Consider the following 24,481-nt stretch of genomic DNA (forward strand, 5'->3'; position numbering starts at 1 on the left):
CAGTACCTTATATATAGTACCCTTTAAAATGAACGTACAAGATTTTACATACCTTTTACAGCACCCAGACAAGGTGGTCTCTCCGCTTCAGACCAAACAGCTGGAAGATGTGCTTAAAGAGTATCCGTACTTTCAGGCAGCACGGGCGCTGCACCTAAAGGGCCTAAAAAACCTCAACAGTTTTAAATACAACAATGCCCTAAAAGTAACGGCGGCCTATACCACAGATCGCGATGTTCTTTTTGATTTTATTACTTCGGAAGAATTTTTACAAAATACCATTGCCGATAAAATTTCAGGCAAGACGATGGGCCTAGCCGACACCGAGACCATTTCGGAAGAAGTGGTTCCGGTCGAAAAAAGCGAAACCCCTATCCCACTAACATCGGCCGATGCCGAAAAACTCTTAGACCCTCAGCTCTTTCAATCGAAAGACCCTAAGATCGATGAGGAAATTGCGGAAGCAAAAAGAAATGCCTCCGAAAACCTGCAACTGGGCGAACCCCTACCCTTTACCAAAAGGGAAAAATACTCCTTCGCCGAATGGTTACAGCTTACCACCTTTAAATCGGTAAACCGCAACACCGACGAAACCGAAGCGGAAGAAAATACACCAACCTCTGCCAAGGAAGAGCCCAAGGCCATAGAATTCCCTTTGGAGGAAGAAATCTTAAAAAGAAAGAAGTTCGAGCTGATCGACAAGTTCATCGCCGAGAACCCAAAAATCAAACCCAAAAAAGACGTTCAAAAGATAGCCATTGAAACTTCGCTCACCCTTGACAAAAAGGAACTGATGACCGAAACCTTGGCCAAGGTTTATTTGGAACAAAAAAAATATAAAAAAGCAATTCAATCTTACAAAATTTTAAGTTTGAAATATCCGGAAAAAAGTGGTTTCTTTGCAGACCGAATAAAAGCGGTGGAAAAATTACAACAAGAAAACAAGTAAGGTAGCTATGAGTACGTTTACCATTTTTTTAATACTTATCATTATAGTTTGCTTTTTGCTGATATTGGTCATCATGGTTCAAAACCCTAAAGGTGGCGGACTATCATCTTCTTTTGGTGGTGGCGGCAGTCAAATCGTAGGCGGTGTAAAAAAGACAGGGGATTTCCTCGACAAAAGTACATGGACGTTAGCCATACTACTCGTTGTTTTAATTCTAGCCTCTAACGTTGCCCTTAAAGGCAACTATAGCGACATGGACTCTAAACTCTTAAACGGAGACGGCATTGAGACCGTTGTTCCAGAAGCTCTACCGGAAACTGTGCCACAAGAGGCACCTGCACCGACAAGTAGTCCTGCCGACAGCTTATAAAAACACACATAATCATATACGAAAATGCCAGCTTAGTGACAAGCTGGCATTTTTGGTTTAACAATGTGTCAGTTTTCAGCTAATGGCATAATTTCTGCCCAATAGGAATTCGAGAATATAATTTTTCAAACTAAAAACTAAAAATATGGCAAAAGTAAACATTAAACCATTGGCAGATAGGGTTCTTATCGAACCTATGGCTGCTGAAACCAAGACAGCATCGGGTATCTACATTCCAGATACGGCTAAAGAAAAACCTCAACAAGGCAAAATTGTTGCCGTAGGGCCTGGCACCAAAGACGAAAAGGTGACAGTAAAAGTTGGCGATACTGTATTGTATGGTAAATATGCTGGTACAGAGCTTAAGCTTGAAGGCGTTGATTATCTTATGATGCGCGAAAGTGACGTTTTGGCCATTATCTAATTTTTTTTGTCATTCCTGTTGTTAACCACAGGAATTTTTTATGAAACAATAAGATCAATTTAAAAAATATCCACCCCGGTGGAAAAAACTAATAGTAATATATTATGGCAAAAGATATAAAGTTTGATATCGATGCACGCGACGGCCTTAGAAGAGGTGTCGATGCATTGGCAAATGCAGTTAAAGTAACTTTAGGACCAAAAGGTAGAAACGTAATCATCAGTAAATCTTTCGGTGGCCCACAGGTAACCAAGGATGGTGTTACAGTTGCAAAGGAAATTGAATTGGCAGACGCCCTTGAGAACATGGGTGCACAAATGGTTAAGGAAGTTGCTTCCAAAACCAACGACCTTGCAGGTGACGGTACCACTACCGCCACTGTCCTTGCCCAAGCTATCGTAAAAGAAGGCTTGAAGAACGTAGCTGCAGGTGCAAATCCAATGGATTTAAAAAGAGGTATAGACAAAGCTGTTGATGCTATTGTTGAAGACCTGGCCAAACAATCTAAAAAAGTTGGCGATTCTTCAGAAAAAATCAAGCAAGTTGCTTCTATTTCCGCCAACAACGACGAGACCATTGGCGAATTGATCGCCGAGGCTTTCGGTAAGGTTGGTAAAGAAGGTGTAATCACCGTTGAAGAAGCCAAAGGAACCGATACTTACGTTGACGTTGTTGAAGGTATGCAGTTTGACAGAGGTTACCTTTCCCCATATTTTGTGACCGATTCCGAGAAAATGACTGCGGACCTAGAGAACCCATACATCTTGTTGTTCGACAAGAAAATCTCTTCAATGAAAGATTTGCTTCCCGTATTGGAGCCCGTTGCCCAATCAGGTAAACCTTTATTGATCATTGCCGAAGACGTTGACGGTGAAGCATTGGCTACCTTGGTAGTAAACAAACTTCGCGGATCCCTAAAAATTGCCGCTGTTAAAGCTCCAGGCTTCGGTGACAGAAGAAAGGCTATGTTGGAAGACATCGCTATCTTGACCGGTGGTACGGTAATCTCTGAAGAAAGAGGTTTCTCTTTAGACAATACCACTATCGATATGCTGGGTACTTGTGAAAAAGTTTCTATCGACAAAGACAACACAACCGTTGTTAATGGAGGTGGTGTTCAAAAAGACATCAAGACCCGAGTAAACCAAATCAAATCTCAAATCGAGACTACAACTTCTGATTACGACAAAGAAAAACTTCAAGAACGTTTGGCCAAATTGGCCGGTGGTGTTGCCGTACTTTATGTTGGTGCCGCTTCTGAAGTTGAAATGAAAGAGAAGAAAGATCGTGTTGACGATGCTTTGCATGCCACTAGAGCTGCCGTTGAAGAAGGTATCGTTGCCGGTGGTGGTGTAGCCTTGGTTCGCGCCAAAACCGTTCTTTCAAAAGTAAGCGTTGAAAACGCAGACGAAGAAACTGGTCTACAGATTGTTGCCCGTGCCATTGAAGCTCCACTTCGCACCATTGTTTCCAATGCTGGAGGCGAAGGTTCGGTAGTAGTTGCCAAAATATTGGACGGCAAGGCTGATTACGGTTACGATGCCAAATCTGAAAAATACGTTGAGATGTTCAAAGCAGGTATTATCGATCCTAAGAAGGTAACCCGTGTTGCATTGGAGAATGCCGCATCTGTTGCCGGTATGATCTTAACTACCGAATGCGCCTTGACAGACATTAAAGAAGATGCTCCTGCTGCACCACCAATGGGTGGAGGCGGAATGCCAGGTATGATGTAGTAGCGAGGCACCACAGCCGATTCCTAATTGGCCTGTGCTTCAATATTATAATATTAAACCGCTCTTGAATGTACAAGAGCGGTTTTTTTTATGCACCTATACAAACAAAAAAACCATCCTTTTTTAAGGGATGGTTTTCCTGTCCGACATCTAGACCCTACCGGGTCGACCGACTACTTCTTTCTAGGAGCAGCTTTCGGAGCAGCCTTTTTACCGGACTTTGCCGGTGAAGGCTTAGCAGATGGTTTACCTGCATTTTTTGCTTGTGCCATAGTTTCTATAATTAAATAAGCAAATCTAAGGTAGATTACTTTTTGACTCGTGATATCCGCTTTGGGAAAAAATTAACCAAAAATAATTCGCATAGGTCAACCTTGCCCGAAACCCGACATAAAAACTAATTTACAGCACCATAACTTTAGTGATGCCCACTATCATCGGTATTGTCTTCCCTATATCTACAACAAGGATGCACACTCTCGTAAGCCTCTTCCGTAGCCTTAAGCTCCTTGGTGTCGTGTCCAACGGCCACGATGGCCGATTTAATTTTCATGGGGTCCGTTTTTCGTTCATCCATGATAAGGGACAATTGATGTGAAGCTATATCCCATGAAGCGTACTTGACCCCTTTTACATTAAGGGCCGCCTTTTCTATACGCGCCTTGCACATGGCACATTTTCCGTTGACATCAAAGGTCATTTTCTTGTTCTTGTCTTGTGCAAATGTCACCATGACCATAAGGGTCATTACCATTGTTACAATCGTTGTCTTCATTTTACTTGTGTTTATTTATAGTCATTAAATTTTAACCCTGAATCCGCCATAGAACATTCGGCCCATTATAGGCGCGTATATGATAGTGGTATCAAAATTAGGGCCAAAAGGATTATCGGCACCCAACACCGGATTATCTTGCTGTACATTCGACAGGTTTTCACCCCCTACATATATTTCAAACGTATTGGAGAACACTTTTGTTATCTGGGCATTCATATGGTTGTACGGCGATGAATATGCCGCCAGTTGATAGGCCACAGGGTTTGAGGCCGTGTTGGGCAATCTCTTTTCCCCCATGCTATGCAGGGTATAGTCAAATTTCCACTGCGAACCGTTTTCCTTTACCTTGGTCTTATACCCTAAATTGGCAAAAAGCCGATGCTGGGCCTGTAAAGGCTTTTGCAAATTACCGCTCTTGTAATCCGTGGATACATCGTAATACTTATAAGCCGTACGTAAATCAAGTCCCGTCAAGAGTTCATAATTCACCTCTACCTGAAAACTTTTCGCCTTGCTATCTCCGTCCAAATTGTAGAAGGACACCTCTTGTGGGTTTTCCCAATCGACAACCACCTGGTTCTTAAAGTCGGTAATATAATAATCAAGGGCAATATTACCTTTCTTATTCAGAAAATTAAACCCTTGCAAAAAACTCACTCCGTAGTTCCAGGCATCTTCGGGCTCCAGCCCGTAAACCTCCCCTCCTTCGTTCAAGATATTGATTTGCCGCGACGATGCGAACAATTGTTGGTTTTCGGCAAAGATATTGGCCGCACGCTTGCCCCTTCCGAAAGAGCCCCTTAGGCTTCCTTGACCCCATGGCGTATAACGTATATGAAACCTCGGGGTTACAAAAGTTCCCAACCTATTATGGTTGTCTACACGAAGGCCCGCCGTCAAGCTTACCTTTTCCAGGTTCTCATAGCTGTACTCCATAAAAGCGCCGACGGACTTATCTTCCCGGGAATAATCCGTTGTATTCACCAACTCATCATATCCATCATAGGCAAAGGAGAGTCCTGTTTTAAACTTATTTCGGGTATCGCCGATAATCGAATTAAAAAGCAAATTGGTGTATATGCTCTCATGGTTGATATCATAGGTCCTAAATCCAAAGTACGAATCCTGCTTATGGAGGCTATAGGCCGTTTGAAAGCCGAAACTCTGAAAAGGCAATTCCGGAAAAACGTAGCCCAGTTTCAAGGAAGTATCGAACCTTCGGGTATTGATTTCGCTACCCCATGCATTGGTCGTAAACTTATCGGTATCGGGATTAAAATCTACCTGCCCGACCTGCTTCCCATCATTCAAAAAGCGCACGTTAAAGAAGCTCACCCATCCCTTTTCGGGATCCTGGTACTGCCATCGGTTCATTACATTGATCTGGTCGGCCAGGGGAGCATCGAGAAAGCCGTCTTCGTTATCATCTTCCTTTTGGGTTCTTTTGTTTCCGTGAATATACAGTCCCGTACTCCACTTTTCGTTAAGCTTTTTATTGAAATGCGTATTCAGCTCATAGCGTCCGTTTTCATTCCCATACCCATTCACAAAAACGGCATTATCGGTAAGGGGTTTTACCAACTCGGTATTGATCTGGCCCGAAATACTCTCATATCCGTTCACCACACTTCCCGCCCCCTTGGTAATCTGAATACTTTCGATCCAGGTTCCGGGCGTAAAGGTGAGGCCATAGGCCTGCGAAGCCCCGCGGACCATGGGAATATTTTCTTGGGTAATCAACAAATACGGACTCGTCAATCCCAACATCTGAATTTGCTTGGTACCCGTTAAACCATCGGATAGGTTCACATCTATGGCGGGGTTGGTCTCAAAACTTTCGGCCAAATTACAACAGGCCGCCTTCAACAATTCGGCACTGTTTACCGTAACCACGTTCTGCGGACTAAAATAGGCTTTCTGAATATCGTCCCGTTTTTGCTGCACTACCACCTCATCCAAGGTATTGGAAGCCTTTAACCGCAACCGAAGCGTCTTGGGGGCGTTGACCGTTAAGGTATCGGACTCATATCCGACATAACTCACGATCAACTTATTGTACTCTTTTTTATAAGGAATGGAAAATTTTCCGTCAATATCGGTTACCACCCCGATTTGGGAATTCATCCAATACACGTTGGCACCCGGAAGCCCCTGTTCATTTGACGCCCCCGAATCGATGACTGTTCCTTCAACTTTTTCCTGTGAAAAAGCCAACCACGGCAACAGCGCCGCTACCCATACTACTATATATTTATTCATTTATATTTTATTCAATACTATTCATCTATTTTTTTGGTCCGCAAACGCAAGGCGTTCGCTATGACCGAAACCGAGCTAAAGCTCATGGCCAAGGCCGCAATCATGGGTGATAACAACAAGCCAAATACCGGGTACAATACCCCAGCGGCTATGGGTATGCCCACCGTATTGTAGATCAAGGCGAAAAAGAGATTCTGCTTGATATTTTCCATAACCGCACGACTCAACCCATAAGCTTTTGCAATACCGTGCAAATCGCCCTTTACCAAGGTAATCGCCGCACTTTCGATAGCCACATCGGTACCCGTACCCATGGCGATGCCCACATCGCTCTTGGCCAATGCAGGAGCATCATTGATACCATCTCCGGCCACGGCCACTTTTTTTCCTTGGGCCTGTAAGCGCTCTACCTCTGCAAGTTTGTCTTGCGGAAGCATACCCGCCTTAAAATCGGCCAGGTTCAACGCATCGGCAACAGCCTTCGCCGTATTCCAGTTATCACCTGTCAACATAACCACGGCAATACCCGAATCCTGCAGCTTTTGAATGGCCTTTTTACTGGTCTCCTTGATCTTGTCGCCAATTACCACATATCCTGCCGCCTTATCGTTTACTGCCAGATACGACACCGTTTTACCTTGTTTTTGATATACCTCGACCTCATATTTCAAGGCCTCGGAAATAGGGACTTCAGACCCGACCATCATTTGCTCATTGCCCAAAACCACGGATTCATCACCAATTTTCCCCCGCACCCCTTTTCCGGTAACGGAATCAAAATCAAGCACCTTTAAGACAGTTACGCCCTGGGCCTTACCATATTGCACGGTAGCATCGGCCAGCGGGTGCTCACTGTATTGGTTCAAGGAAACGATATATTGCAACACCTTGTTGCTGTCAAAGTCGGCAACTGCATACAGCCCTTCCACCGAAGGTTTTCCCTCGGTAATGGTCCCTGTCTTATCTATGACCAAGGTATCTATCTTGGCCATACGCTCGAGGGCCTCGGCATTTTTTATCAAGACGCCCGATTGCGCCCCTTTGCCAACCCCTACCATTACCGACATCGGCGTAGCCAGACCCAAAGCACAAGGGCAGGCAATAATCAATACGGCAATGGCATTTACCAAGGCGTAAACATACACGGGTTCGGGACCAAAGATGACCCAAACAATAAAGGTGACCACCGAAACAAAGACTACCGTAGGCACAAAATAACCCGAGATCTTATCGGCCAGTTTCTGAATGGGGGCCTGACTACGACTGGCCTTATTGACCATATCGATAATCTGTGAAAGCAAGGTCTCCGCACCCACTTTTTCGGCCTTCATTATAAAAGACCCCTTGCCGTTTATGGTTCCCGAATGCACCGTAGCGCCCTCCTCTTTTTGAACAGGTACCGGTTCACCCGTAATCATGGATTCGTCCACCACACTTTCACCTTCGGTAACAATTCCGTCCACAGGAATTTTATCCCCTGGTTTTACGCGAAGCAAATCGCCCTTTACGATCTGGTCGATGGTAATGGTCTCTTCTTTTCCATCAACAACACGAACAGCTTTATTGGGCGCCAATTTGAGCAACTCCTTTACCGCACTGTTGGTTTTGCTATGGGCACGGGCCTCTAAAAGCTGACCGAAAAGTACTAGGGTCAAGATAACCGTGGCCGCCTCAAAGTACACATGTACCGTACCTTGATCGGTTTTGAACTGGGGCGGAAAAAAATCGGGCACCAAAATGGCAAAAACACTGAACAACCATGCCACACCTGCGCCGATACCGATCAAGGTGAACATATTAAGGTTCCATGTTTTTACCGATCGGTAGGCCCGTTCAAAAAACATCCATGTAGCATAAAAAACCACTGGAAGCGAAAGACCGAACTGGATCCAATTCCAATATTTCCGTCCCAAGACATCTTGTAACGGATTGCCCGGTATCATATCGGACATGGCAATGATAAAAATGGGCAAGGTAAAGGCCACGGCGACCTTAAACTTGTGCAACAATTTATTATAGCTCTTTTCCTCTGCGGATATATCGGCCTGTTTAGGCACCAAATCCATCCCACAAATCGGGCAATCGCCCGGGACATCACGTACAACTTCAGGATGCATGGGGCAGGTGTATTCTTGGGCACTGCTTGGCACCGCGCTTACCTCTTCCACCAAATCCATTCCGCAAACCGGACAATCACCGGGTTCGGTATAGGTTTTATCGCCTTCACAGTGCATGGGGCAATAGAAAACCCCATTGCCATTTTCCACCTTCCTTGCTTTTTCAACTTCATGGTGGTGCGCCCCTAGCTCGTGAATGGAATAGTGTCCGCCATCCTTCTCCATAGCCACTTGTAAATCGGCCAAGGACAGTTGATCGTCCATTTCCACGACCGCTTCGGCCTTTTTCAAATCGACCGACACCTTGGCCACCCCCTCGACGTTCGACAAGGTCTGCTCGACGTGGGCCCTACAGCCATTACAGCTCATTCCGTGTATATGATAGGTCTGTTTCATTATTACAATCTTTAAATACACCACAAAATTACACCGTAAATACGGAGTACTTTTGACTAGTTATGGTTAAGGCTTATACAATTTGGTCAAGGGATTTGCGCTCCCAATTCCCCATGTTCTTGTATTCCGTCATTGAATACCCCGTAACCGACTTAAACTGCCGGGCCAAATGGCTGCTACTTTTATAGCCCAGGGCATAGGCAATTTCAGAAAAGCTCAATTCGTTCATCTGGATCAATTCCTTGGCCTTTTCCGTTTTCAGGTTAATGACATACTTTTCTATGGAAATACCTTCCCTTCTACTAAAAAGCTTGCTTAAATAAGAGTATTCGCGGTTGAGCTTTCCCGATAGGAAAACGGAAACATTGATCTCGTCGCCCGACTTTTCGGAATCGACAAAATCGATAAGTGCGGCCTTGATCTGTTCGATTACAATATCGGTTTTATCGGCCATCAATTCAAAGCCCTTATTTTCCAAGACCTGGCGAAGTCGCCCGTGGTCGAAGGCCTTGTCGGAAGCAACGGTAACCGCGCCCAGCTCAACATCAATAAGTGTCGCGCCCAGGGCCTCAAATGACTGCGAAACAATCATTTTGCACCGATCACAGACCATATTTTTAATATGAAAAACTGTTTTCATCAGAACTATTTTTAGCAAATTCAAAACAATTTGAAGCACATTGGCAGCTTGGCCATACTTACTTCGAGAATAGATTGGAAAGGAAACTAAAAATAAATCAGATCAGAAAAACCTGGTCGAGCAACTGGATGTTCTCGACAATCTTAGGAGGATGATATTGTGCATAGGTCTGGTTCCTTTTTGTCAAAGGTTCAAACAAGCCAATATAAGAATATGTATAAGCGACCAAAAACACTTTTTGATCTAGCTGGAAGTCGTTAAAAGAAGGTTTTACATCGTTCTGCCCTTCCATGGCGATTACTTCGCTGGCACAGCATGACGATTTTTCAACAGATGCGGGCATGTCATCACCCAATGGCAAATCCATACCACAATCCTGGGCATCGACAAAAAAAGCAACATCTACCAAATGCCCCATACAATAGTGCTTCTCTACTTTGAACGAAGTGGTAGAAAGCAAGAGTACAATTGCCATAAGGCAAGAAAGACAACGATGTAGTTTTTCTTTCATTAACGCAAATTTATGAAATAAACGACCTAGCCCGGCCCAAATAGCTCGCTTTAACTAAAATTTAGAGGTTTCACGACCTCTATCCTAAGACATAAACATTTAATTATTGCCGCAAAATAGCCTCTCATCGTATTTTTTTTACCACTTGACATACTTATAGTCCGTTTTTTGAGTTATGGCATGACGGATTAAACTCACTCCCCGAACAATTAGTATTAAAAAAGTAAAGCAATACAAATGAAAAAAAAATTAAGATCAGTCGTAAAATCAGGATTTGCAGTATTTGCATTAGCCTTTCTAGCAACAAGCTGTAGCACGGATGAAGGCTCTGTTTTCGACTCCCCAATAGATACAGGGGATGAATCCTCAATAGCCACCCTAGTAATTAACGAAAACGATGGTTCCAATGATATTTTGGTCGCCGAAGCATCCGGCGAGGTAGGTACGACCGTACCTGGGCGTATCATTTACACATCTACAAAGAACCAGAAGAGATTATACATCACGCAAAACATCTCCGGTAGCGGAGAAATGCCTTTCAACAACTTCAACATTGAAGGTAAAGACCTTAAAAAAGCCCTCAAAGGCGATGGTTCGGTAGATTTGGATGGAGATACCCAAAAAGCCATTGACTTTACTTTTGAACTTCCTGTGCCCGATATTGACAACGGGGAAATCGTTTACCAATTCTGGACCACAACGGGAAAAGGAGATTTTAGGGATCCTACCAAAAGAAAAGCCCTAGGCGTAGGAACGATTACCGTTAAAGTTGGTAACGGAACCAACCCTACCGCTAACGTACGTGAATTTACAGATATCAAGCTATATGCCCCAGCTGAAGATGGTTCTACCGAAACATTCTTCTCCCTTCTAAACGGTTCCGCATACCGAATAGACAAAGGACCTGAATATAGAGCTTTTTGGGATTTCGGATACTACTATGGCGCCTCAGGGGATTCGGCTGACGACAAAGCCTCATTTGCCTCTACCGCCACGTATAACGATGTATTCCCATTTGACGTTGAAGGACTTGAGGCCGATGCAACGGAAGAAAACGCTGCAACGGAAACGTTGAATAATTTTTACTTGGAACTCTCCAGCAAAACTGCGGCCGATTTTGACGCCATTACCTCTTCAGGAGACTTAAACAACATTGCCAAACCTAATTTTGAAAAGACAACCAACCTTAACGTTGGAGATGTTATCGAATTTGTTGATGAATACGGCAAAAAAGGCCTGATTAAAATTACAGAGATCAAAGCCGGATACGGCACTAAAGACTACATTGTCTTTGACGTAAAGATCCAACCTTAATCTTTTAAAAGCAATCGAAAAGGGATGTCGTTAATTCGGCATCCCTTTTTTTCTTTCCAAAAGCTTATTTTTGCACAAAAAATAGCATGTTCAACGAATTACGCACCAAGGCCAGCGCCATCCTCAACACTACCGATCTAACCGTAGACCAACGCCTTCAAGAGCTTTGCGAGCTATTAAAGGAAACCGTACCCCACTATGATTGGGTAGGCTTCTATTTTAAGAACGGCGACAAGGAAGAGCTAAAACTCGGCCCCTATGCCGGCGCACCTACGGATCACACCATCATACCTTTCGGCAAGGGAATTTGTGGCCAAGTTGCCGTTTCAAACCAGAACTTCGTGGTTCCGGATGTACAGGCCCAAGACAATTATATTGCCTGCAGCATTACGGTCAAGGCCGAAATTGTTGTCCCCTTGTTCATTGACGGAGCGAATGTGGGACAGATCGACATCGACTCGAACACCCCTGACCCATTTACGGAAGAAGACGAGCGCTTTCTGGAATTCATCAATGCCGAAGTAGCCAAAATCTACACTTTATAGACCTGCTGAACCAGCTCATTTTTGGTAAATTGCCCCAATTAGGCCTAAAGACCCCGTAATTTCGGCCTTATCGGTTCAAAACTTTAGAAGTTTTGTTGATAACCTCGCCTGTTTTTTCTTTCAAAAAAATTACTTTTGCGTGTCTTTTAACCAAGTAACAACATCCTATCAAAATGAGCATCAAAAAAGCTTCTTCCGCACTTATTTCCGTATTCCATAAAGATGGATTGGAACCGATCATCAAAAAATTTCAAGAACTCGGTATTACGATATACTCCACCGGGGGAACGGAAAAATTCATAAAAGAGCTTGGCGTTGATGTAATACCCGTTGAAGATGTAACCAGTTACCCTTCCATTTTAGGGGGTAGGGTAAAAACATTACACCCCAAAGTTTTTGGGGGAATCTTGAACCGACAAGACAACGAAAGTGATGTTGCCCAGTTGGAAGAGTTTGAAATACCCCAGATAGATATCGTTATCGTAGACCTCTATCCTTTTGAAAAAACCGTTGCCAGTGGTGCTTCGGAACAAGATATTATTGAAAAAATCGACATAGGTGGCATTTCGCTTATCCGCGCAGCCGCCAAAAACTTCAAAGACGTACTCTGCGTTTCTTCCATGGAAGACTATTCAGACTTCCTAGAGGTCATCTCGAACGGCAACGGAAGTACCAGTCTTGAAGACCGCAAACGATTTGCAGCCAAGTCGTTCAATGTTTCCTCCCACTACGATACCGCCATTTACAATTACTTTAACGGCGAGCAGCAAGAAGCTACGCTTAAAATAAGCGAATCTAAAGGCCAGGTATTGCGTTATGGGGAAAACCCCCATCAAAAAGGGTTTTTCTTTGGCGATTTCGACTCTATGTTCGACAAATTGCACGGAAAGGAACTTTCGTACAACAACCTCTTAGATGTTGATGCAGCCGTCAACCTCATGAGCGAATTCAAGAACGACGCCCCTACCTTTGCCATTTTAAAACACAACAACGCTTGTGGCCTTGCCCAACGCGAAACCATTCACCAAGCCTATGTAGATGCCTTGGCCGGTGATCCGGTATCGGCTTTTGGCGGCATCTTGATCAGCAATGTAGAGATCGACAAAGCTACGGCCGAAGAAATCCACGGCCTATTCTGTGAAGTGGTCATCGCACCGAGCTATTCTGCCGAAGCCCTTGAAATATTAAAAGGTAAAAAGAACAGGATCATTCTGATCCAAAACGACGTGGCCTTGCCAGAGACTTTGGTCAGGACATGCCTTAACGGGTATTTGGTTCAAGACAAAGATTACAGGACCGACACCCTTGACGAATTACAGTACGTAACCGACTCAAAACCATCGGAACGCGAATTGGAAGACCTTCTTTTTGCTTCAAAGTTGTGCAAGCACACCAAATCGAACACCATAGTGCTTGCAAAAAACAAACAATTATGTGCTAGCGGAACTGGACAGACCTCTCGCGTAGATGCCTTAAACCAAGCGATTCACAAGGCAAAAACATTTAATTTCGACCTTGAAGGGGCCGTAATGGCGAGCGATGCGTTCTTTCCTTTCCCAGATTGTGTAGAAATAGCCAATAAAAGTGGTATTTCTAGCGTTATACAGCCGGGCGGGTCTATAAAAGACCAATTAAGTATCGATTATTGTAATGAAAACAATGTATCTATGGTAATGACGGGAACACGTCATTTCAAGCATTAATTTCACTACTTTTACCGATGAAATACACCCCTTATCAAGCTAGTAACATAACCAAAGAAGATTACAAATGGGATTTTTTGATTTCTTGACAGAGGAAATCGCCATCGATTTAGGTACGGCGAACACCCTAATCATTCACATGGACAAAGTAGTTGTTGACAGTCCGTCCATTGTCGCCCGCGACCGAATATCAGGCAAAATTATTGCCGTAGGGAAAGAAGCGAATATGATGCAGGGCAAGACCCACGAAAACATTAAGACGATCCGTCCGCTAAAAGATGGGGTTATCGCAGATTTTGATGCATCTGAAAAGATGATCAATATGTTTATCAAAAACATACCTGCCCTAAAGAAAAAGTGGTTTCCACCTGCATTGCGCATGGTCATCTGTATTCCTTCGGGCATTACAGAGGTAGAAATGCGTGCGGTAAAGGAATCGGCCGAACGTGTGAACGGCAAGGAAGTCTATTTGATACACGAACCCATGGCAGCCGCCATCGGTATCGGTCTTGACATTATGCAGCCCAAAGGAAATATGATCGTCGATATAGGGGGTGGTACTACCGAGATTGCCGTAATTGCCTTAGGTGGTATTGTTTGCGACAAATCAGTAAAGATTGCAGGTGATGTTTTCACCAATGATATCATATACTACATGCGTACCCAACACAACCTTTATGTGGGCGAGGCTACCGCAGAAAATATAAAAATCGAAATAGGTTCGGCTACCGAAGACCTTCAGACCCCTCCGGACGAAAAATCCGTACAAGGTCGAGATCTGTTGACCGGTAAGCCCAAACAAGTTCAGATTTCATACCGTGAGATCGCCAAGGCTTTGGACAAATCGATTCTTCGTGTAGAAGATGCGGTAATGGAAACGCTTTCGCAAACCCCTCCAGAATTAGCTGCCGATATTTACAATACCGGTATCTATCTCGCCGGTGGTGGTTCTATGTTACGCGGACTTGACAGACGGTTATCGCAAAAAACGGATTTACCCGTATACATTGCAGAAGACCCCCTAAGGGCCGTAGTTAGGGGCACAGGTATTGCACTCAAGAACCTAGAGCGTTACAAAAGTATCCTTATCAAATAAAACCTAAAGATTTCGGGGCGATTTCAAGGGTTTTAATTTTATTTCCGTTCGGAATTGCTTCGCAGTTTTCACCAAACAACAAGTGAATGCAGCAGATCATCAATTTTATCATTCGATATAAGAATTTCCTTCTTTATGTCTTTTTGATGATTGTTTCCCTGGGTTTCACTATTCAATCACATTCGTACCACCAATCGCGGTTCTTTAATTCATCAAACTGGATTACCGGAAACATATTAAGAACATCGAATAACGTTTCTACGTATTTCGGCCTTGACCAAGAGAACCAAAAACTCATGGAAGAGAACACCTATCTCCGAAAATTGCTGTTCAACAGAACGCAAATCGATACGACCGTGCTTGATTCGGTTCAACAAACCTATACCATTACTACCGCCAAGGTCATAAAAAACAGCTTTGCCGACCCCCGCAATTACATCACCATAGACAAGGGGCGAAAAGATAGTGTTCAACCCGATATGGGGGTAATTACCAGTAAGGGTATTTTAGGTATCATAGAGAACACCTCCAACAATTTCTCTACCGTACAATCTATCCTGAACGAGAAATCGAACATCAACGCCAAGATCAAGAACACCGACCATTTCGGCTCCTTGGTCTGGAATATGAAACAATACAACATAGTGCAATTGGTCGACATCCCACGATTGGTACCGCTTACGATCGGCGATACCATTGTTACGGGCGGAATGAGCAGTATTTTCCCAGAAGGCATACCGATAGGGACCATTCGGAAGTTTGACCTCAACACCTCTAAAAGTTTTTACAATATAGACGTGGCCCTATTTAACGATATGACGAATATCAAAAATGTCTATATTGTAAAAAACACCTATCGCGAAGAAATTTTAGAACTCGAAAAACAAACGGAGACGAATGGTCAGTAACTACTATTTTTTAAATGTCGTTCGTTTTCTGCTACTGGTACTCGTTCAGGTGCTGGTCTTCAATAAGCTGAACTTTTTCGGGTTTATCAACCCCATGGTGTACATTCTGTTTCTTTATTGGTACCCTATTAAAGAAAATAGGGCCGCCTTTATCGGACTCGGTTTTTTACTCGGTATAGCCATAGATTTCTTTTCCGACACCATGGCCATTCACGCCGCATCGACCATTACGATCGCCTATATGAGACCGGCGATTATGCGTTTTGTTTTTGGGGTGAATTTTGAATTTCAAAGTTTTAAACTAAGTAATACCACTAGGGTACAACAAATTACGTTTTTAGCGTTATTGATTATAGTACATCACTTTGTTTTCTTTACGTTGGAAATTTTTAGTTTGGCCAATTTCCTCTTAATTTTGAAGAAAGTATTGGCTACAGGTACTGGAACCCTAATTCTTTGCTTGCTTTTTGGCTCACTTTTTAGTGTAAAGAAAGAATAGATCAAATCGCTAATTTGAACTTCTTTAATCATAAATTTCATCTTAGATGAAAAAGTTGCTATTATCATCTATAATCGTAATCATTGGTATTACGTTTCTCGGCAGACTGTCTTATCTACAGATATTCAGTTTCTCGCCCGACCAGGTCTTGGAAGATCCCGCCATAAAAAGGGTCTACGATTATCCTGAGCGCGGCTATATTTACGATAGAAACGGAAAGCTACTTGTGGGTAACGATCCTGCTTATGATGTAATGGTAATTCCCAGGGAAGTAAGGGAACTCGACACCCTTGAATTCTGTGGCCTACTTGGCATCGACAAGGCCAAGTTCAAAAAAGAACTGCACAAAGCACGGGTTTATTCCCCTAGGTTGCCCTCCGTTTTTGTCCCCCAACTTTCAAAAGAAGATTACGCCAGGCTTCAAGAAAAAATGAGGCACTATCGCGGATTCTATATTCAAAAACGCTCCTTGCGCTATTACGACACCAAGAGTGCCGCCAATGTACTTGGATATATCAGTGAGGTAAACGATCGCGACCTGGCCAAAAACCCGTACTACGTACAGGGTGAGCTCACCGGACGTACCGGCGTGGAAAAACAATACGAAGACATCCTTCGTGGCCGAAAAGGGGTGCAGTACATTCAAAAAGACCGCTACAATCGCGATATAGGCAAGTATAAAGGGGGTATAATGGACACCCTTCCCGAACAAGGCCTAGAAATAAACATCACCATAGACAAAACCCTTCAAGAATACGGAGAACTTCTCATGAACGGTAAGCGTGGGGGCATTGTCGCCTTAGAACCTTCCTCTGGGGAGATTTTGGCCATGATATCCGGCCCTACTTACGACCCCTCCTTATTGGTAGGCAGGGAACGTTCAAAAAATTACAGCAAACTACATTACGATTCTATATCAAAACCATTGTTCGACCGATCTATTTTGGCCGAAGGCTCGCCCGGCTCCCCTTTTAAGACCCTAAACGCCTTGGTCGCACTACAGGAAGGTGTGATTACCCCGAACACAACGGTACAATGCTACAACGGTTTTTATGTTGGAAGAAAAAAAAGAGGATGCCACTGTGGAGGCGGCCTGCGCAAACTGAACGACGGAATCTACAAATCCTGTAACGCCTATTTTGCCGCGACCTTCCGGAAGATATACGACAAATTCGAGACCACTGACGAGGGTATGGACGTCTGGGAAAAACACATGAAGAGTTTTGGCCTAGGCCAATACTTGGGCTATGATCTGCCGACAGGAAAGAAAGGGAGGATCCCCAGCAAGGAGTATTACGACAAATGGTACGGAGACAACCGATGGTCATCTTCATATATCATATCCAACTCCATAGGCCAGGGCGAGGTAGCCGCAACCCCCATACAATTGGCCAATATGACGGCAGCCATTGCCAACCGCGGACACTATTTTACCCCGCATATCTTAAAGAAAGTTGACGGAAAAGACATTAGCATACCCGATTTTGTAGAGCCGAAACATACTACGATCGACAAAAAATATTTTGAACCGGTCGTTCAAGGTATGGCCGACGTTTACGAAAAAGGAACGGCCCGATGGCTTCAGATTCCTGGTGTCAAAATTGCCGGAAAAACCGGTACGGTCGAAAATTATACCAAAATAGACAGTGTTCGCGTGCAGCTTACCGACCACTCGGTATTTGTTGCTTTCGCCCCAGTAGAAGACCCTAAGATAGCTATTGCGGTATACATCGAAAACGGCTATTACGGATCTCGGTATGCGGGCCACATAGCTTCGCTTATGATCGAAAAATACATCAAGGGAGAAATTACTAGAAAAGACCTTGAAAAACGTATGTTAGAAAAAACTTTGGAAAAGGAATATGCCAAACCTTATAGCGGCAAAGAATTCAAGATAAACGAGTATGTCTGGTAAAAGCGTCCTCAAACGTATCGATTGGCTCTCCGTTCTCTTTTATGTATTGCTACTGACCATTGGATGGGTCAATATCTATTCGAGTACTTTTTCCGAAAGCGATTCGTCTATATTCGATTTCAGCACCCTTCACGGTAAACAACTTTTCTTTATCCTTACCAGTTTTGCATCGATTGTAATCTTGCTGGCCCTTGAAGCTAATTTTTACGAACGCTTCTCCAGTGTACTCTATATCATCTCCATGGTGCTGCTGCTCGGCCTTTTCGCTTTCGGAAAGACCATTGCCGGAGCTACCTCGTGGTACGACCTCGGTTTTTTTAACCTTCAACCCTCTGAGCTCGCCAAAGTAGCTACGGCCTTGGCCTTGGCCAAATATCTCAGTGATATTCAAACCGACATCAAACGCAACAAAGATCAGCTCTATGCTTTCTTGATCATCTTGATTCCGGCCATACTGATCATCCCTCAACCGGATCCCGGTAGTGCCTTGGTCTTTTTCTCCCTATCCTTTGTTATCTTTAGGGAAGGGCTTCCTATATACTATTTGGGAATTGCCTTCTTTGCCATTCTTATTTTTGTGACGACCCTAATGTTCGGTACGATTTGGATCACCATCGGTATCGCCCTTATCTTAATACTCTTCTTTTTGCTCAAAAAGAAGAAATTCAAGGTTCCGGTCATCCCTACGGCCATAGCCGTGGTGCTGACCATCTTGTTTTCGCTCTCCGTTGATTTTGTCTTCAACAACGTTTTTGAACAACGTCACCGAGACCGATTCAGCCTGTGGTTACGATTGGAGAAAGACCCTGCTAAATTGGAGCAGATCCGAAAAACCATTGGCTACAACACCTATCAATCTGAAAAAGCCATTGAATCGGGTGGTTTCTGGGGAAAGGGTTTCTTGGAAGGAACACGAACCAAAGGCGACTTCGTACCTGAGCAACATACTGACTATATCTTCAGTACGGTTGGTGAAGAATGGGGCTTTTTGGGCACCGCTACCGTGGTATTGCTCTTTACCTTTCTATTATTACGGCTGGTCTACCTTTCCGAACGTCAGAAAACGGGCTTTGCACGCATGTATGGTTACGGCGTTATATCCATCCTATTGGTGCACTATTTTATAAACATCGGCATGGTGATAGGCGTATTGCCTACCATTGGTATTCCCCTGCCCTTCTTTAGTTATGGTGGATCGGGACTCCTATTTTTTACGGCCCTACTTTTTATTTTCCTAAAATTGGATGCCAACCGTCTTAAGGAAGGTATCTAAGACGATAGGCCCATGCCTGTTTATTAGGACTATTGCTTTGGATGGCTAAAAACTGAACTTCCAGCTTCCGATATCGACCTTGCTTTCCTTTTGATCTTGTAATTTTTTAGGAAGCTTCCGGAAAAAATCGATTCCCGTGCGTTTTTCAACTTCGTCGACGGAAACACTAAATTGCTTCAAAGGTTTCGAAGACTCTTTTCCTTCCATCAAAAAAGCCAGCATCCTTATTTCATCACCATAGCCCCGGGCTATTACTTTATAATAGTACTTTGGCACATCTACATCTTCTTCACCGATCTCGTCAAGCCCTTCTTCCAAAACTCCCCCCGTAACTACAAAAATTTCCCCATGTCGCTTGGCCCATATACGAACCTGCTTCTCCAATTCATTCCAAATCCCGGCATTGAAATCACGGTCTTGGGGACTGATATTACTCGTATAAAACGTCTCGTTATACGCTTGTTTGCTAAACCTTCGATCACCTGCAGGGCACAAATGCCCCCTATCATATCCCGAACCTTTATAATTTCGCCAGTCGGCAGATTTGGTGCGCACCTTGGGGTCTTCGATAAAGTAGGGCCTTTTACGATCATCGTTCGTCAGGTGCTCTTTTTTTAAAGTATAGGCCACCCATTCCGCCTGCTCATAAGGCTCGTTATAGGAAAGGGTAAAATGGCTGTGCTCGACAATTTCCCCCGTTGTGGAGCTGGGCATCAAACTGGAGGCAATCGCAGTTTTAGGCCCATCCCCTGACGTATCCGAATAGGTTGCGGGCGTATAAAAATTATCGAACAACCAAAAGCCGACCACGCAGCAGATGGTTAAAATGGTATAAATTGTTTTTCTATTCATGCACCTCAAAAATAGGGTAAATTTTAGGTTTAGACCGATAGAACGGACGTGCGATTCATTATGGACGCCCTTATACCCCAATACCGAAAACAAAACTTAGAACAGTAATCAAAGTAAGGCCAATACACCGGTCGGGCTTTTGGTGCCCCAATGTAAGTAAGGGCTAAAAATTTCGACGAATAAGCACATTTGCTATAGTACAATGTATTTATTTTGTACTATCTAATTTAGAATGAATTAGTTTAAATAGAAAGGAACGTTATGCTTACATGGAAAGATGTAATCAATTTTAGTGTAAAGGGAAATCCGGAGCCCGACCGAAGGGTCGAGAAGACCGAGGCCGAATGGCGTGAGCTTCTCACGGCCGAACAATTTAGGATTACCCGTCAAAAAGGAACCGAACGTGCGCATTCCGGGGCCCTATGTAGTGCCCACGAAGCCGGAAAATACAACTGCATCTGTTGCGATACGCCTTTGTTCGACTCCACCATTAAATTTGAATCGGGCACAGGTTGGCCCAGTTTTACACAACCCATAAAGGAAAATGCCATCAAATACGAAAAAGATTCTTCCTTTGGTATGATACGGGTTGAAGTCATGTGCAATACTTGCGATGCGCATTTGGGCCATGTATTTCCAGACGGCCCTCCACCGAGTGGCCTCCGCTACTGTGTCAATTCGGAATCAATGCAACTACAAAAAGAAAGCGTTAAAAAATGAGCGAGAAAAATTTAGAAATTGCTACCCTAGGCGGTGGCTGTTTTTGGTGTATAGAAGCAGTATTACAAGAATTGAAAGGGGTTGAAAAACTCGTTTCAGGCTATGCCGGGGGCAATGCACCCGGAAAACCTACCTACAAAGAGGTCTGTTCGGGCCTTACAGGCCATGCCGAAGTAGTACAGGTCAGTTTTGACCCTTCGGTCATCTCATATCAAGATCTATTGATCGTATTTATGACAAGCCACGACCCCACCTCCCTCAACCGACAAGGCGGCGATGTGGGCACCCAATACCGTTCGGTAATCTTCTACCACAACGATACCCAAAAAACGGTGGCCGAATCCGTAATACAGGAACTATCGTCTTACTTTGAAGACCCGATCGTTACCGAATTGAGCCCGCTTCCCACGTTTTACGACGCCGAGGATTATCACCAAGACTATTACCGCAACAATACCTCTCAAGGTTACTGTAGCGCCGTAATAACCCCAAAGTTGGCCAAGTTAAGAAAAATGCACGCCGACAAGTTAAAACAGGGGCAAACGAGCTCGTAACCAGATTCTTGCCATTAATCTACGGTAAATTGCAATTGAGCTATCACACATAAGAAATTGGGTTTTAAGAAAGTAACTTCGGTAGACTCTCTTAAAACCCATTTCTATGAAAACCACAAAGCTTTACTACCGCATTGCCCTCTCCTTTTTTTCTTTGGCTATCATTTATGCCGTAGCCAATTCTTTCTTCAACTACGAGGCCGTAGTTCTCAAATTTGAAGAATTAGGATACCCACCCTACTTAATATTTGTTTTAGGAAGCGCCCAATTATTGGGGCTGGCCGTTCTTGTTTTCAATAAAAGTGGCTGGGTCCGCGAATGGGCCTATGCCGGATTTTTCCTCAACCTTACTTTCGGAATCATTGCCCACCTATTGGTCAAGGATGGCAATGGCGCAGCTGCCGTTTTCTGTATCGTAGCCCTTTATATAACCTACATACAGAACAGAAAACTGAACGAACAAAACAAATTGGCCATAAACGCTATTCAAACTCGACCTAGGCTAGAAACTGTAGCATGATTTGGGCGCTACAGCTTTACATTCGCGATTTAAAGACCTACTTTCCCAGTGGGTCTTTTTATTTTAACCCCCTAGCAAGTATTGGCCCCATACAGCGACAAAACAGGAACGATACAAATGTGTTATATGGAAAAAATAGCTTTGGGCGGAGGTTGCCACTGGTGTACGGAAGCCGTTTTTCAATCCTTAAGGGGAGTCGACAAGGTAGAGCAGGGCTTTGTGGCATCAACGGGAAGCCATAGCACTTTCTCAGAAGCCATCATTGTACATTTCAAGCCAGAAAGCATTACTCTAAAAGACCTGGTCGAAATTCACCTCCACACCCATAAAAGCACTTCGTACCATAGTATGCGCGATAAGTATCGCTCGGCAGTCTACAGCTTTTCGCAGCAACAGCACCGTGATGTCATCGGCCTTCTAAAACTATTGCAAAAAGATTTTAGCGCCCCATTAATAACCCAGGTTCTACCTTTTGTTTCATTTAAACCTTCAGAAGCCCGCTTTCAAAATTATTACATCAGCAACCCTGAAAAACCATTTTGTAAAGCGTATATCGCCCCTAAACTACAATTGCTCTTAAGCCAGTTTAGAACCTTGGTAACCTCGATCGACTAAAAGGACTTAGACCGAAAAACTCCTATTTACCTTTTCTAAAAACATACCCGCGTTCCGCTATTCTTAAAAGAAGTGTTGCTGCATATCAGTATCTACTCCTCACCCTCCCCTTCACTTTTCTTACAAGAAACCAAAAAAGAATACCCCCTTACAAAACATTGATTCCAAAGAAATTACCTACAAAATTAATCAACAAAACAAACAGACAAAACTTTATCTTTTTATCGAATTTACCTACTAATATTTTGTTAATATGAAATTAATTTCTAACATTATACAACTGGTTAACCAAAGTGGATAACCAATAATCCTAAATTTAATATTGAACTATTATGAAAAAAAATGTATTTACGACGCTTCGCACGGTCGTCAACGGAGACATTATGTGGAAACTTATTCCCGTATTTTTCTTGGCCTTATGCCTAGGAAGTTGTTCGGAAGAACCAGTCGACCCAGAGGAAGAAGCGGTCCTTACCAAACTTTCCGCCAATTCAACGGCCATTGGAATTTCTTCGGTCTCGGCCAGCACCTCACAATCACCGAATGTAGCCAGTAATACCCTAGACGGATCTACGTCTACCCGTTGGTCAGGTTATGGTGATGGGGCTTCCATCACATACGACCTTGGCAGTTCGGCCAATATTGATTACGTGAAAATCGCTTTCTATAAAGGAGACAGCAGAAAGACCAAGTATGAAGTTTGGGTAGGTAATTCTACTTCTAGCCTAACGAAAATCAAATCGAAAACCAGTTCAGGTTCTACTTCGGATTACGAAACTATTGACCTCCCCAACTCTACCGCCCGTTATATTAGGATTGTCGGTAAGGGCTATGTACTTAACAGCGGTGGAAGCACCGTTCTATGGAACAGCATTACCAAATTCCAAGCATGGGGCTCCGGTGGTTCGTCCACCCTTCCCATTAGCGGAAACTCACCTGCCTCAGTTCTAGGCATCACGGCAAACACTTGGAAAATAAACAGTTTTATAGGAAGTCCAGGCTCATCTGCCACCTATTACGATGACATTACCGATGCCAGTGGCATTTCGTACAATACCTATTCCGATGACAATTACTTCTATACCGATGGCGAATGGGTATACTTTAAATGCTACAGAGGTTTGGGCGGTTCGGCCAATTCACAAAACCCAAGGGTAGAGCTACGTGAGATGGACAACGGCAACTTGGCAAGTTGGACCGGCGATAGCGGCACCCATACCATGGAATGGACCGTACAGGTAAACCAGCTCCCACAAGATACCGACGGCGATGGCGGGGTACTCTGCTTTGGTCAAATACATGGGCCAAGTAAAAATTCAGACGGCGTTGAAGTCGATGATGTAGTAAGGGTTCAGTTCATTGGTGAAGAAAACCAATCATCGGGATCGGTAAAACTAAAGATCAGCGGCTATGTTACCGAAGAACAAGGAGGCAGCCAAACCTTCAGCGGCTACAGTCTTGACACCACTTACAACTGTAAACTGGTATATTCCGGAGGTTACGTAGAACTCTTTATGAACGGCTCTAGCGTATTCAGAAAGAAAATGGAAGTTGACGATCTATCTGAAAACTATTTTAAAGTCGGTAACTACTTGCAATCCGTTAAAGGCGCAAGTTATACGGGATCCTACGGTTTGGTTCGTATCAAAAACCTAAGCGTAACCCACAATTAAGAAGCTTTAACCCCCTTTGTTTGCGAGAGGTAGTAGCCCCAAAGCTACTACCTCTATTTTTTTACGATGGGCGGCCTACCCTTAAATAAAAAAAGCCCTGATGTACTGACATCA

Annotated in this window: 23 protein-coding genes; 17 read left to right on the plus strand and 6 right to left on the minus strand. The window is 43.8% G+C overall.

Going from position 1 to position 24,481, the window contains the following annotated elements:
• Positions 1-28: 28 nt before the first annotated feature.
• The 4 genes from B4Q04_RS00935 (at position 29) to groL (ending at position 3,479) form a co-directional block, all read left to right on the plus strand.
• Entirely contained in the window at positions 29-949 is a 921-nt protein-coding gene (locus B4Q04_RS00935) for a hypothetical protein (protein WP_088695738.1), read from the plus strand.
• Between the two features lie 7 nt (positions 950-956).
• Positions 957-1,319, plus strand: a complete 363-nt coding sequence (gene secG, locus B4Q04_RS00940) for a preprotein translocase subunit SecG (RefSeq protein ID WP_013992526.1) — start codon at positions 957-959, stop codon at positions 1,317-1,319.
• 145 nt (positions 1,320-1,464) lie between these two features.
• On the plus strand, positions 1,465-1,743 hold the full coding sequence (gene groES, locus B4Q04_RS00945; RefSeq protein WP_013992527.1) for a co-chaperone GroES: 279 nt from the start codon (positions 1,465-1,467) through the stop codon (positions 1,741-1,743).
• Between the two features lie 104 nt (positions 1,744-1,847).
• Positions 1,848-3,479, plus strand: a complete 1,632-nt coding sequence (gene groL, locus B4Q04_RS00950) for a chaperonin GroEL (protein ID WP_013992528.1) — start codon at positions 1,848-1,850, stop codon at positions 3,477-3,479.
• A gap of 418 nt (positions 3,480-3,897) precedes the next feature.
• On the opposite strand, the gene B4Q04_RS00960 is transcribed toward groL, so the two are convergent.
• The 5 genes from B4Q04_RS00960 to B4Q04_RS00980 all read right to left on the minus strand — a co-directional run bounded on the left by B4Q04_RS00960 (position 3,898) and on the right by B4Q04_RS00980 (position 10,180).
• Positions 3,898-4,254 (minus strand): heavy-metal-associated domain-containing protein, encoded by a 357-nt coding sequence (locus tag B4Q04_RS00960; protein ID WP_013992530.1) that lies wholly within the window; start codon positions 4,252-4,254, stop codon positions 3,898-3,900.
• Between the two features lie 24 nt (positions 4,255-4,278).
• Entirely contained in the window at positions 4,279-6,516 is a 2,238-nt protein-coding gene (locus tag B4Q04_RS00965) for a TonB-dependent receptor (protein WP_088695739.1), read from the minus strand.
• Positions 6,517-6,533: 17 nt separating this feature from the next.
• Complete coding sequence (locus tag B4Q04_RS00970; RefSeq protein WP_088695740.1) at positions 6,534-9,029, minus strand: heavy metal translocating P-type ATPase; 2,496 nt, start codon at positions 9,027-9,029, stop codon at positions 6,534-6,536.
• Between the two features lie 73 nt (positions 9,030-9,102).
• Positions 9,103-9,669, minus strand: a complete 567-nt coding sequence (locus B4Q04_RS00975; protein WP_236630950.1) for an AraC family transcriptional regulator — start codon at positions 9,667-9,669, stop codon at positions 9,103-9,105.
• A 97-nt stretch (positions 9,670-9,766) separates the two neighbouring features.
• Positions 9,767-10,180 carry an HYC_CC_PP family protein gene (locus B4Q04_RS00980; RefSeq protein WP_088695741.1) on the minus strand — a complete coding sequence of 138 codons (414 nt, stop codon included), beginning with the start codon at positions 10,178-10,180 and terminating at the stop codon, positions 9,767-9,769.
• Positions 10,181-10,417: 237 nt separating this feature from the next.
• Here B4Q04_RS00980 and B4Q04_RS00985 point away from each other — a divergent pair, with 237 nt between their 5' ends.
• The 8 genes from B4Q04_RS00985 to rodA all read left to right on the plus strand — a co-directional run bounded on the left by B4Q04_RS00985 (position 10,418) and on the right by rodA (position 19,433).
• On the plus strand, positions 10,418-11,494 hold the full coding sequence (locus tag B4Q04_RS00985) for a hypothetical protein (RefSeq protein WP_013992535.1): 1,077 nt from the start codon (positions 10,418-10,420) through the stop codon (positions 11,492-11,494).
• Between the two features lie 86 nt (positions 11,495-11,580).
• Positions 11,581-12,039 carry a GAF domain-containing protein gene (locus B4Q04_RS00990; RefSeq protein ID WP_013992536.1) on the plus strand — a complete coding sequence of 153 codons (459 nt, stop codon included), beginning with the start codon at positions 11,581-11,583 and terminating at the stop codon, positions 12,037-12,039.
• A 173-nt stretch (positions 12,040-12,212) separates the two neighbouring features.
• On the plus strand, positions 12,213-13,742 hold the full coding sequence (gene purH / locus B4Q04_RS00995) for a bifunctional phosphoribosylaminoimidazolecarboxamide formyltransferase/IMP cyclohydrolase (RefSeq protein ID WP_013992537.1): 1,530 nt from the start codon (positions 12,213-12,215) through the stop codon (positions 13,740-13,742).
• Between the two features lie 67 nt (positions 13,743-13,809).
• Positions 13,810-14,838 carry a rod shape-determining protein gene (locus B4Q04_RS01000; RefSeq protein WP_013992538.1) on the plus strand — a complete coding sequence of 343 codons (1,029 nt, stop codon included), beginning with the start codon at positions 13,810-13,812 and terminating at the stop codon, positions 14,836-14,838.
• Between the two features lie 86 nt (positions 14,839-14,924).
• Positions 14,925-15,746: a rod shape-determining protein MreC gene (gene mreC, locus B4Q04_RS01005; protein WP_013992539.1), complete on the plus strand. Its 822-nt coding sequence runs from the start codon at positions 14,925-14,927 to the stop codon at positions 15,744-15,746.
• A complete protein-coding gene (locus tag B4Q04_RS01010) occupies positions 15,736-16,245 on the plus strand; it encodes a hypothetical protein (protein ID WP_013992540.1) in 510 nt (169 codons plus the stop codon). The genes mreC and B4Q04_RS01010 overlap by 11 nt, the downstream gene beginning before the upstream one ends.
• A 46-nt stretch (positions 16,246-16,291) precedes the next feature.
• On the plus strand, positions 16,292-18,160 hold the full coding sequence (mrdA, locus tag B4Q04_RS01015) for a penicillin-binding protein 2 (RefSeq protein WP_013992541.1): 1,869 nt from the start codon (positions 16,292-16,294) through the stop codon (positions 18,158-18,160).
• The gene (gene rodA, locus B4Q04_RS01020; RefSeq protein WP_088695742.1) at positions 18,150-19,433 is read left to right on the plus strand and encodes a rod shape-determining protein RodA; all 1,284 of its coding nucleotides are present in this window, start codon (positions 18,150-18,152) and stop codon (positions 19,431-19,433) included. The genes mrdA and rodA overlap by 11 nt, the downstream gene beginning before the upstream one ends.
• A gap of 45 nt (positions 19,434-19,478) precedes the next feature.
• Here the strand turns inward: rodA and B4Q04_RS01025 are convergent, their stop codons facing one another.
• Positions 19,479-20,285, minus strand: a complete 807-nt coding sequence (locus B4Q04_RS01025; RefSeq protein WP_088695743.1) for a DNA/RNA non-specific endonuclease — start codon at positions 20,283-20,285, stop codon at positions 19,479-19,481.
• A 261-nt stretch (positions 20,286-20,546) separates the two neighbouring features.
• On the opposite strand from B4Q04_RS01025, the gene msrB reads away from it, so the two are divergent.
• The 5 genes from msrB to B4Q04_RS01050 all read left to right on the plus strand — a co-directional run bounded on the left by msrB (position 20,547) and on the right by B4Q04_RS01050 (position 24,367).
• Positions 20,547-21,005 (plus strand): peptide-methionine (R)-S-oxide reductase MsrB, encoded by a 459-nt coding sequence (gene msrB / locus B4Q04_RS01030; RefSeq protein ID WP_013992544.1) that lies wholly within the window; start codon positions 20,547-20,549, stop codon positions 21,003-21,005.
• Positions 21,002-21,559 carry a peptide-methionine (S)-S-oxide reductase MsrA gene (gene msrA / locus B4Q04_RS01035; protein WP_088695744.1) on the plus strand — a complete coding sequence of 186 codons (558 nt, stop codon included), beginning with the start codon at positions 21,002-21,004 and terminating at the stop codon, positions 21,557-21,559. The genes msrB and msrA overlap by 4 nt, the downstream gene beginning before the upstream one ends.
• A gap of 106 nt (positions 21,560-21,665) precedes the next feature.
• The gene (locus tag B4Q04_RS01040) at positions 21,666-22,079 is read left to right on the plus strand and encodes a DoxX family protein (protein WP_013992546.1); all 414 of its coding nucleotides are present in this window, start codon (positions 21,666-21,668) and stop codon (positions 22,077-22,079) included.
• A 117-nt stretch (positions 22,080-22,196) separates the two neighbouring features.
• The gene (locus tag B4Q04_RS01045; protein ID WP_088695745.1) at positions 22,197-22,694 is read left to right on the plus strand and encodes a peptide-methionine (S)-S-oxide reductase; all 498 of its coding nucleotides are present in this window, start codon (positions 22,197-22,199) and stop codon (positions 22,692-22,694) included.
• A 332-nt stretch (positions 22,695-23,026) separates the two neighbouring features.
• Entirely contained in the window at positions 23,027-24,367 is a 1,341-nt protein-coding gene (locus B4Q04_RS01050; RefSeq protein WP_013992548.1) for a polysaccharide lyase family 7 protein, read from the plus strand.
• The last annotated feature ends 114 nt before the right edge of the window (positions 24,368-24,481 follow it).

It is taken from the genome of Zobellia sp. OII3 (genome assembly GCF_002211465.1).
In the GTDB taxonomy this organism is placed as follows: domain Bacteria; phylum Bacteroidota; class Bacteroidia; order Flavobacteriales; family Flavobacteriaceae; genus Zobellia; species Zobellia galactanivorans.

Bases quoted from the DNA above. Each gene is read 5' to 3' on its own strand.
- B4Q04_RS00935 (WP_088695738.1), top strand. From the start codon at position 29: ATGAACGTACAAGATTTTACATACCTTTTACAGCACCCAGACAAGGTG.
- secG (WP_013992526.1), top strand. From the start codon at position 957: ATGAGTACGTTTACCATTTTTTTAATACTTATCATTATAGTTTGCTTT.
- groES (WP_013992527.1), top strand. From the start codon at position 1,465: ATGGCAAAAGTAAACATTAAACCATTGGCAGATAGGGTTCTTATCGAA.
- groL (WP_013992528.1), top strand. From the start codon at position 1,848: ATGGCAAAAGATATAAAGTTTGATATCGATGCACGCGACGGCCTTAGA.
- B4Q04_RS00960 (WP_013992530.1), bottom strand. From the start codon at position 4,254: ATGAAGACAACGATTGTAACAATGGTAATGACCCTTATGGTCATGGTG.
- B4Q04_RS00965 (WP_088695739.1), bottom strand. From the start codon at position 6,516: ATGAATAAATATATAGTAGTATGGGTAGCGGCGCTGTTGCCGTGGTTG.
- B4Q04_RS00970 (WP_088695740.1), bottom strand. From the start codon at position 9,029: ATGAAACAGACCTATCATATACACGGAATGAGCTGTAATGGCTGTAGG.
- B4Q04_RS00975 (WP_236630950.1), bottom strand. From the start codon at position 9,669: ATGAAAACAGTTTTTCATATTAAAAATATGGTCTGTGATCGGTGCAAA.
- B4Q04_RS00980 (WP_088695741.1), bottom strand. From the start codon at position 10,180: ATGAAAGAAAAACTACATCGTTGTCTTTCTTGCCTTATGGCAATTGTA.
- B4Q04_RS00985 (WP_013992535.1), top strand. From the start codon at position 10,418: ATGAAAAAAAAATTAAGATCAGTCGTAAAATCAGGATTTGCAGTATTT.
- B4Q04_RS00990 (WP_013992536.1), top strand. From the start codon at position 11,581: ATGTTCAACGAATTACGCACCAAGGCCAGCGCCATCCTCAACACTACC.
- purH (WP_013992537.1), top strand. From the start codon at position 12,213: ATGAGCATCAAAAAAGCTTCTTCCGCACTTATTTCCGTATTCCATAAA.
- B4Q04_RS01000 (WP_013992538.1), top strand. From the start codon at position 13,810: ATGGGATTTTTTGATTTCTTGACAGAGGAAATCGCCATCGATTTAGGT.
- mreC (WP_013992539.1), top strand. From the start codon at position 14,925: ATGCAGCAGATCATCAATTTTATCATTCGATATAAGAATTTCCTTCTT.
- B4Q04_RS01010 (WP_013992540.1), top strand. From the start codon at position 15,736: ATGGTCAGTAACTACTATTTTTTAAATGTCGTTCGTTTTCTGCTACTG.
- mrdA (WP_013992541.1), top strand. From the start codon at position 16,292: ATGAAAAAGTTGCTATTATCATCTATAATCGTAATCATTGGTATTACG.
- rodA (WP_088695742.1), top strand. From the start codon at position 18,150: ATGTCTGGTAAAAGCGTCCTCAAACGTATCGATTGGCTCTCCGTTCTC.
- B4Q04_RS01025 (WP_088695743.1), bottom strand. From the start codon at position 20,285: ATGAATAGAAAAACAATTTATACCATTTTAACCATCTGCTGCGTGGTC.
- msrB (WP_013992544.1), top strand. From the start codon at position 20,547: ATGCTTACATGGAAAGATGTAATCAATTTTAGTGTAAAGGGAAATCCG.
- msrA (WP_088695744.1), top strand. From the start codon at position 21,002: ATGAGCGAGAAAAATTTAGAAATTGCTACCCTAGGCGGTGGCTGTTTT.
- B4Q04_RS01040 (WP_013992546.1), top strand. From the start codon at position 21,666: ATGAAAACCACAAAGCTTTACTACCGCATTGCCCTCTCCTTTTTTTCT.
- B4Q04_RS01045 (WP_088695745.1), top strand. From the start codon at position 22,197: ATGTGTTATATGGAAAAAATAGCTTTGGGCGGAGGTTGCCACTGGTGT.
- B4Q04_RS01050 (WP_013992548.1), top strand. From the start codon at position 23,027: ATGAAAAAAAATGTATTTACGACGCTTCGCACGGTCGTCAACGGAGAC.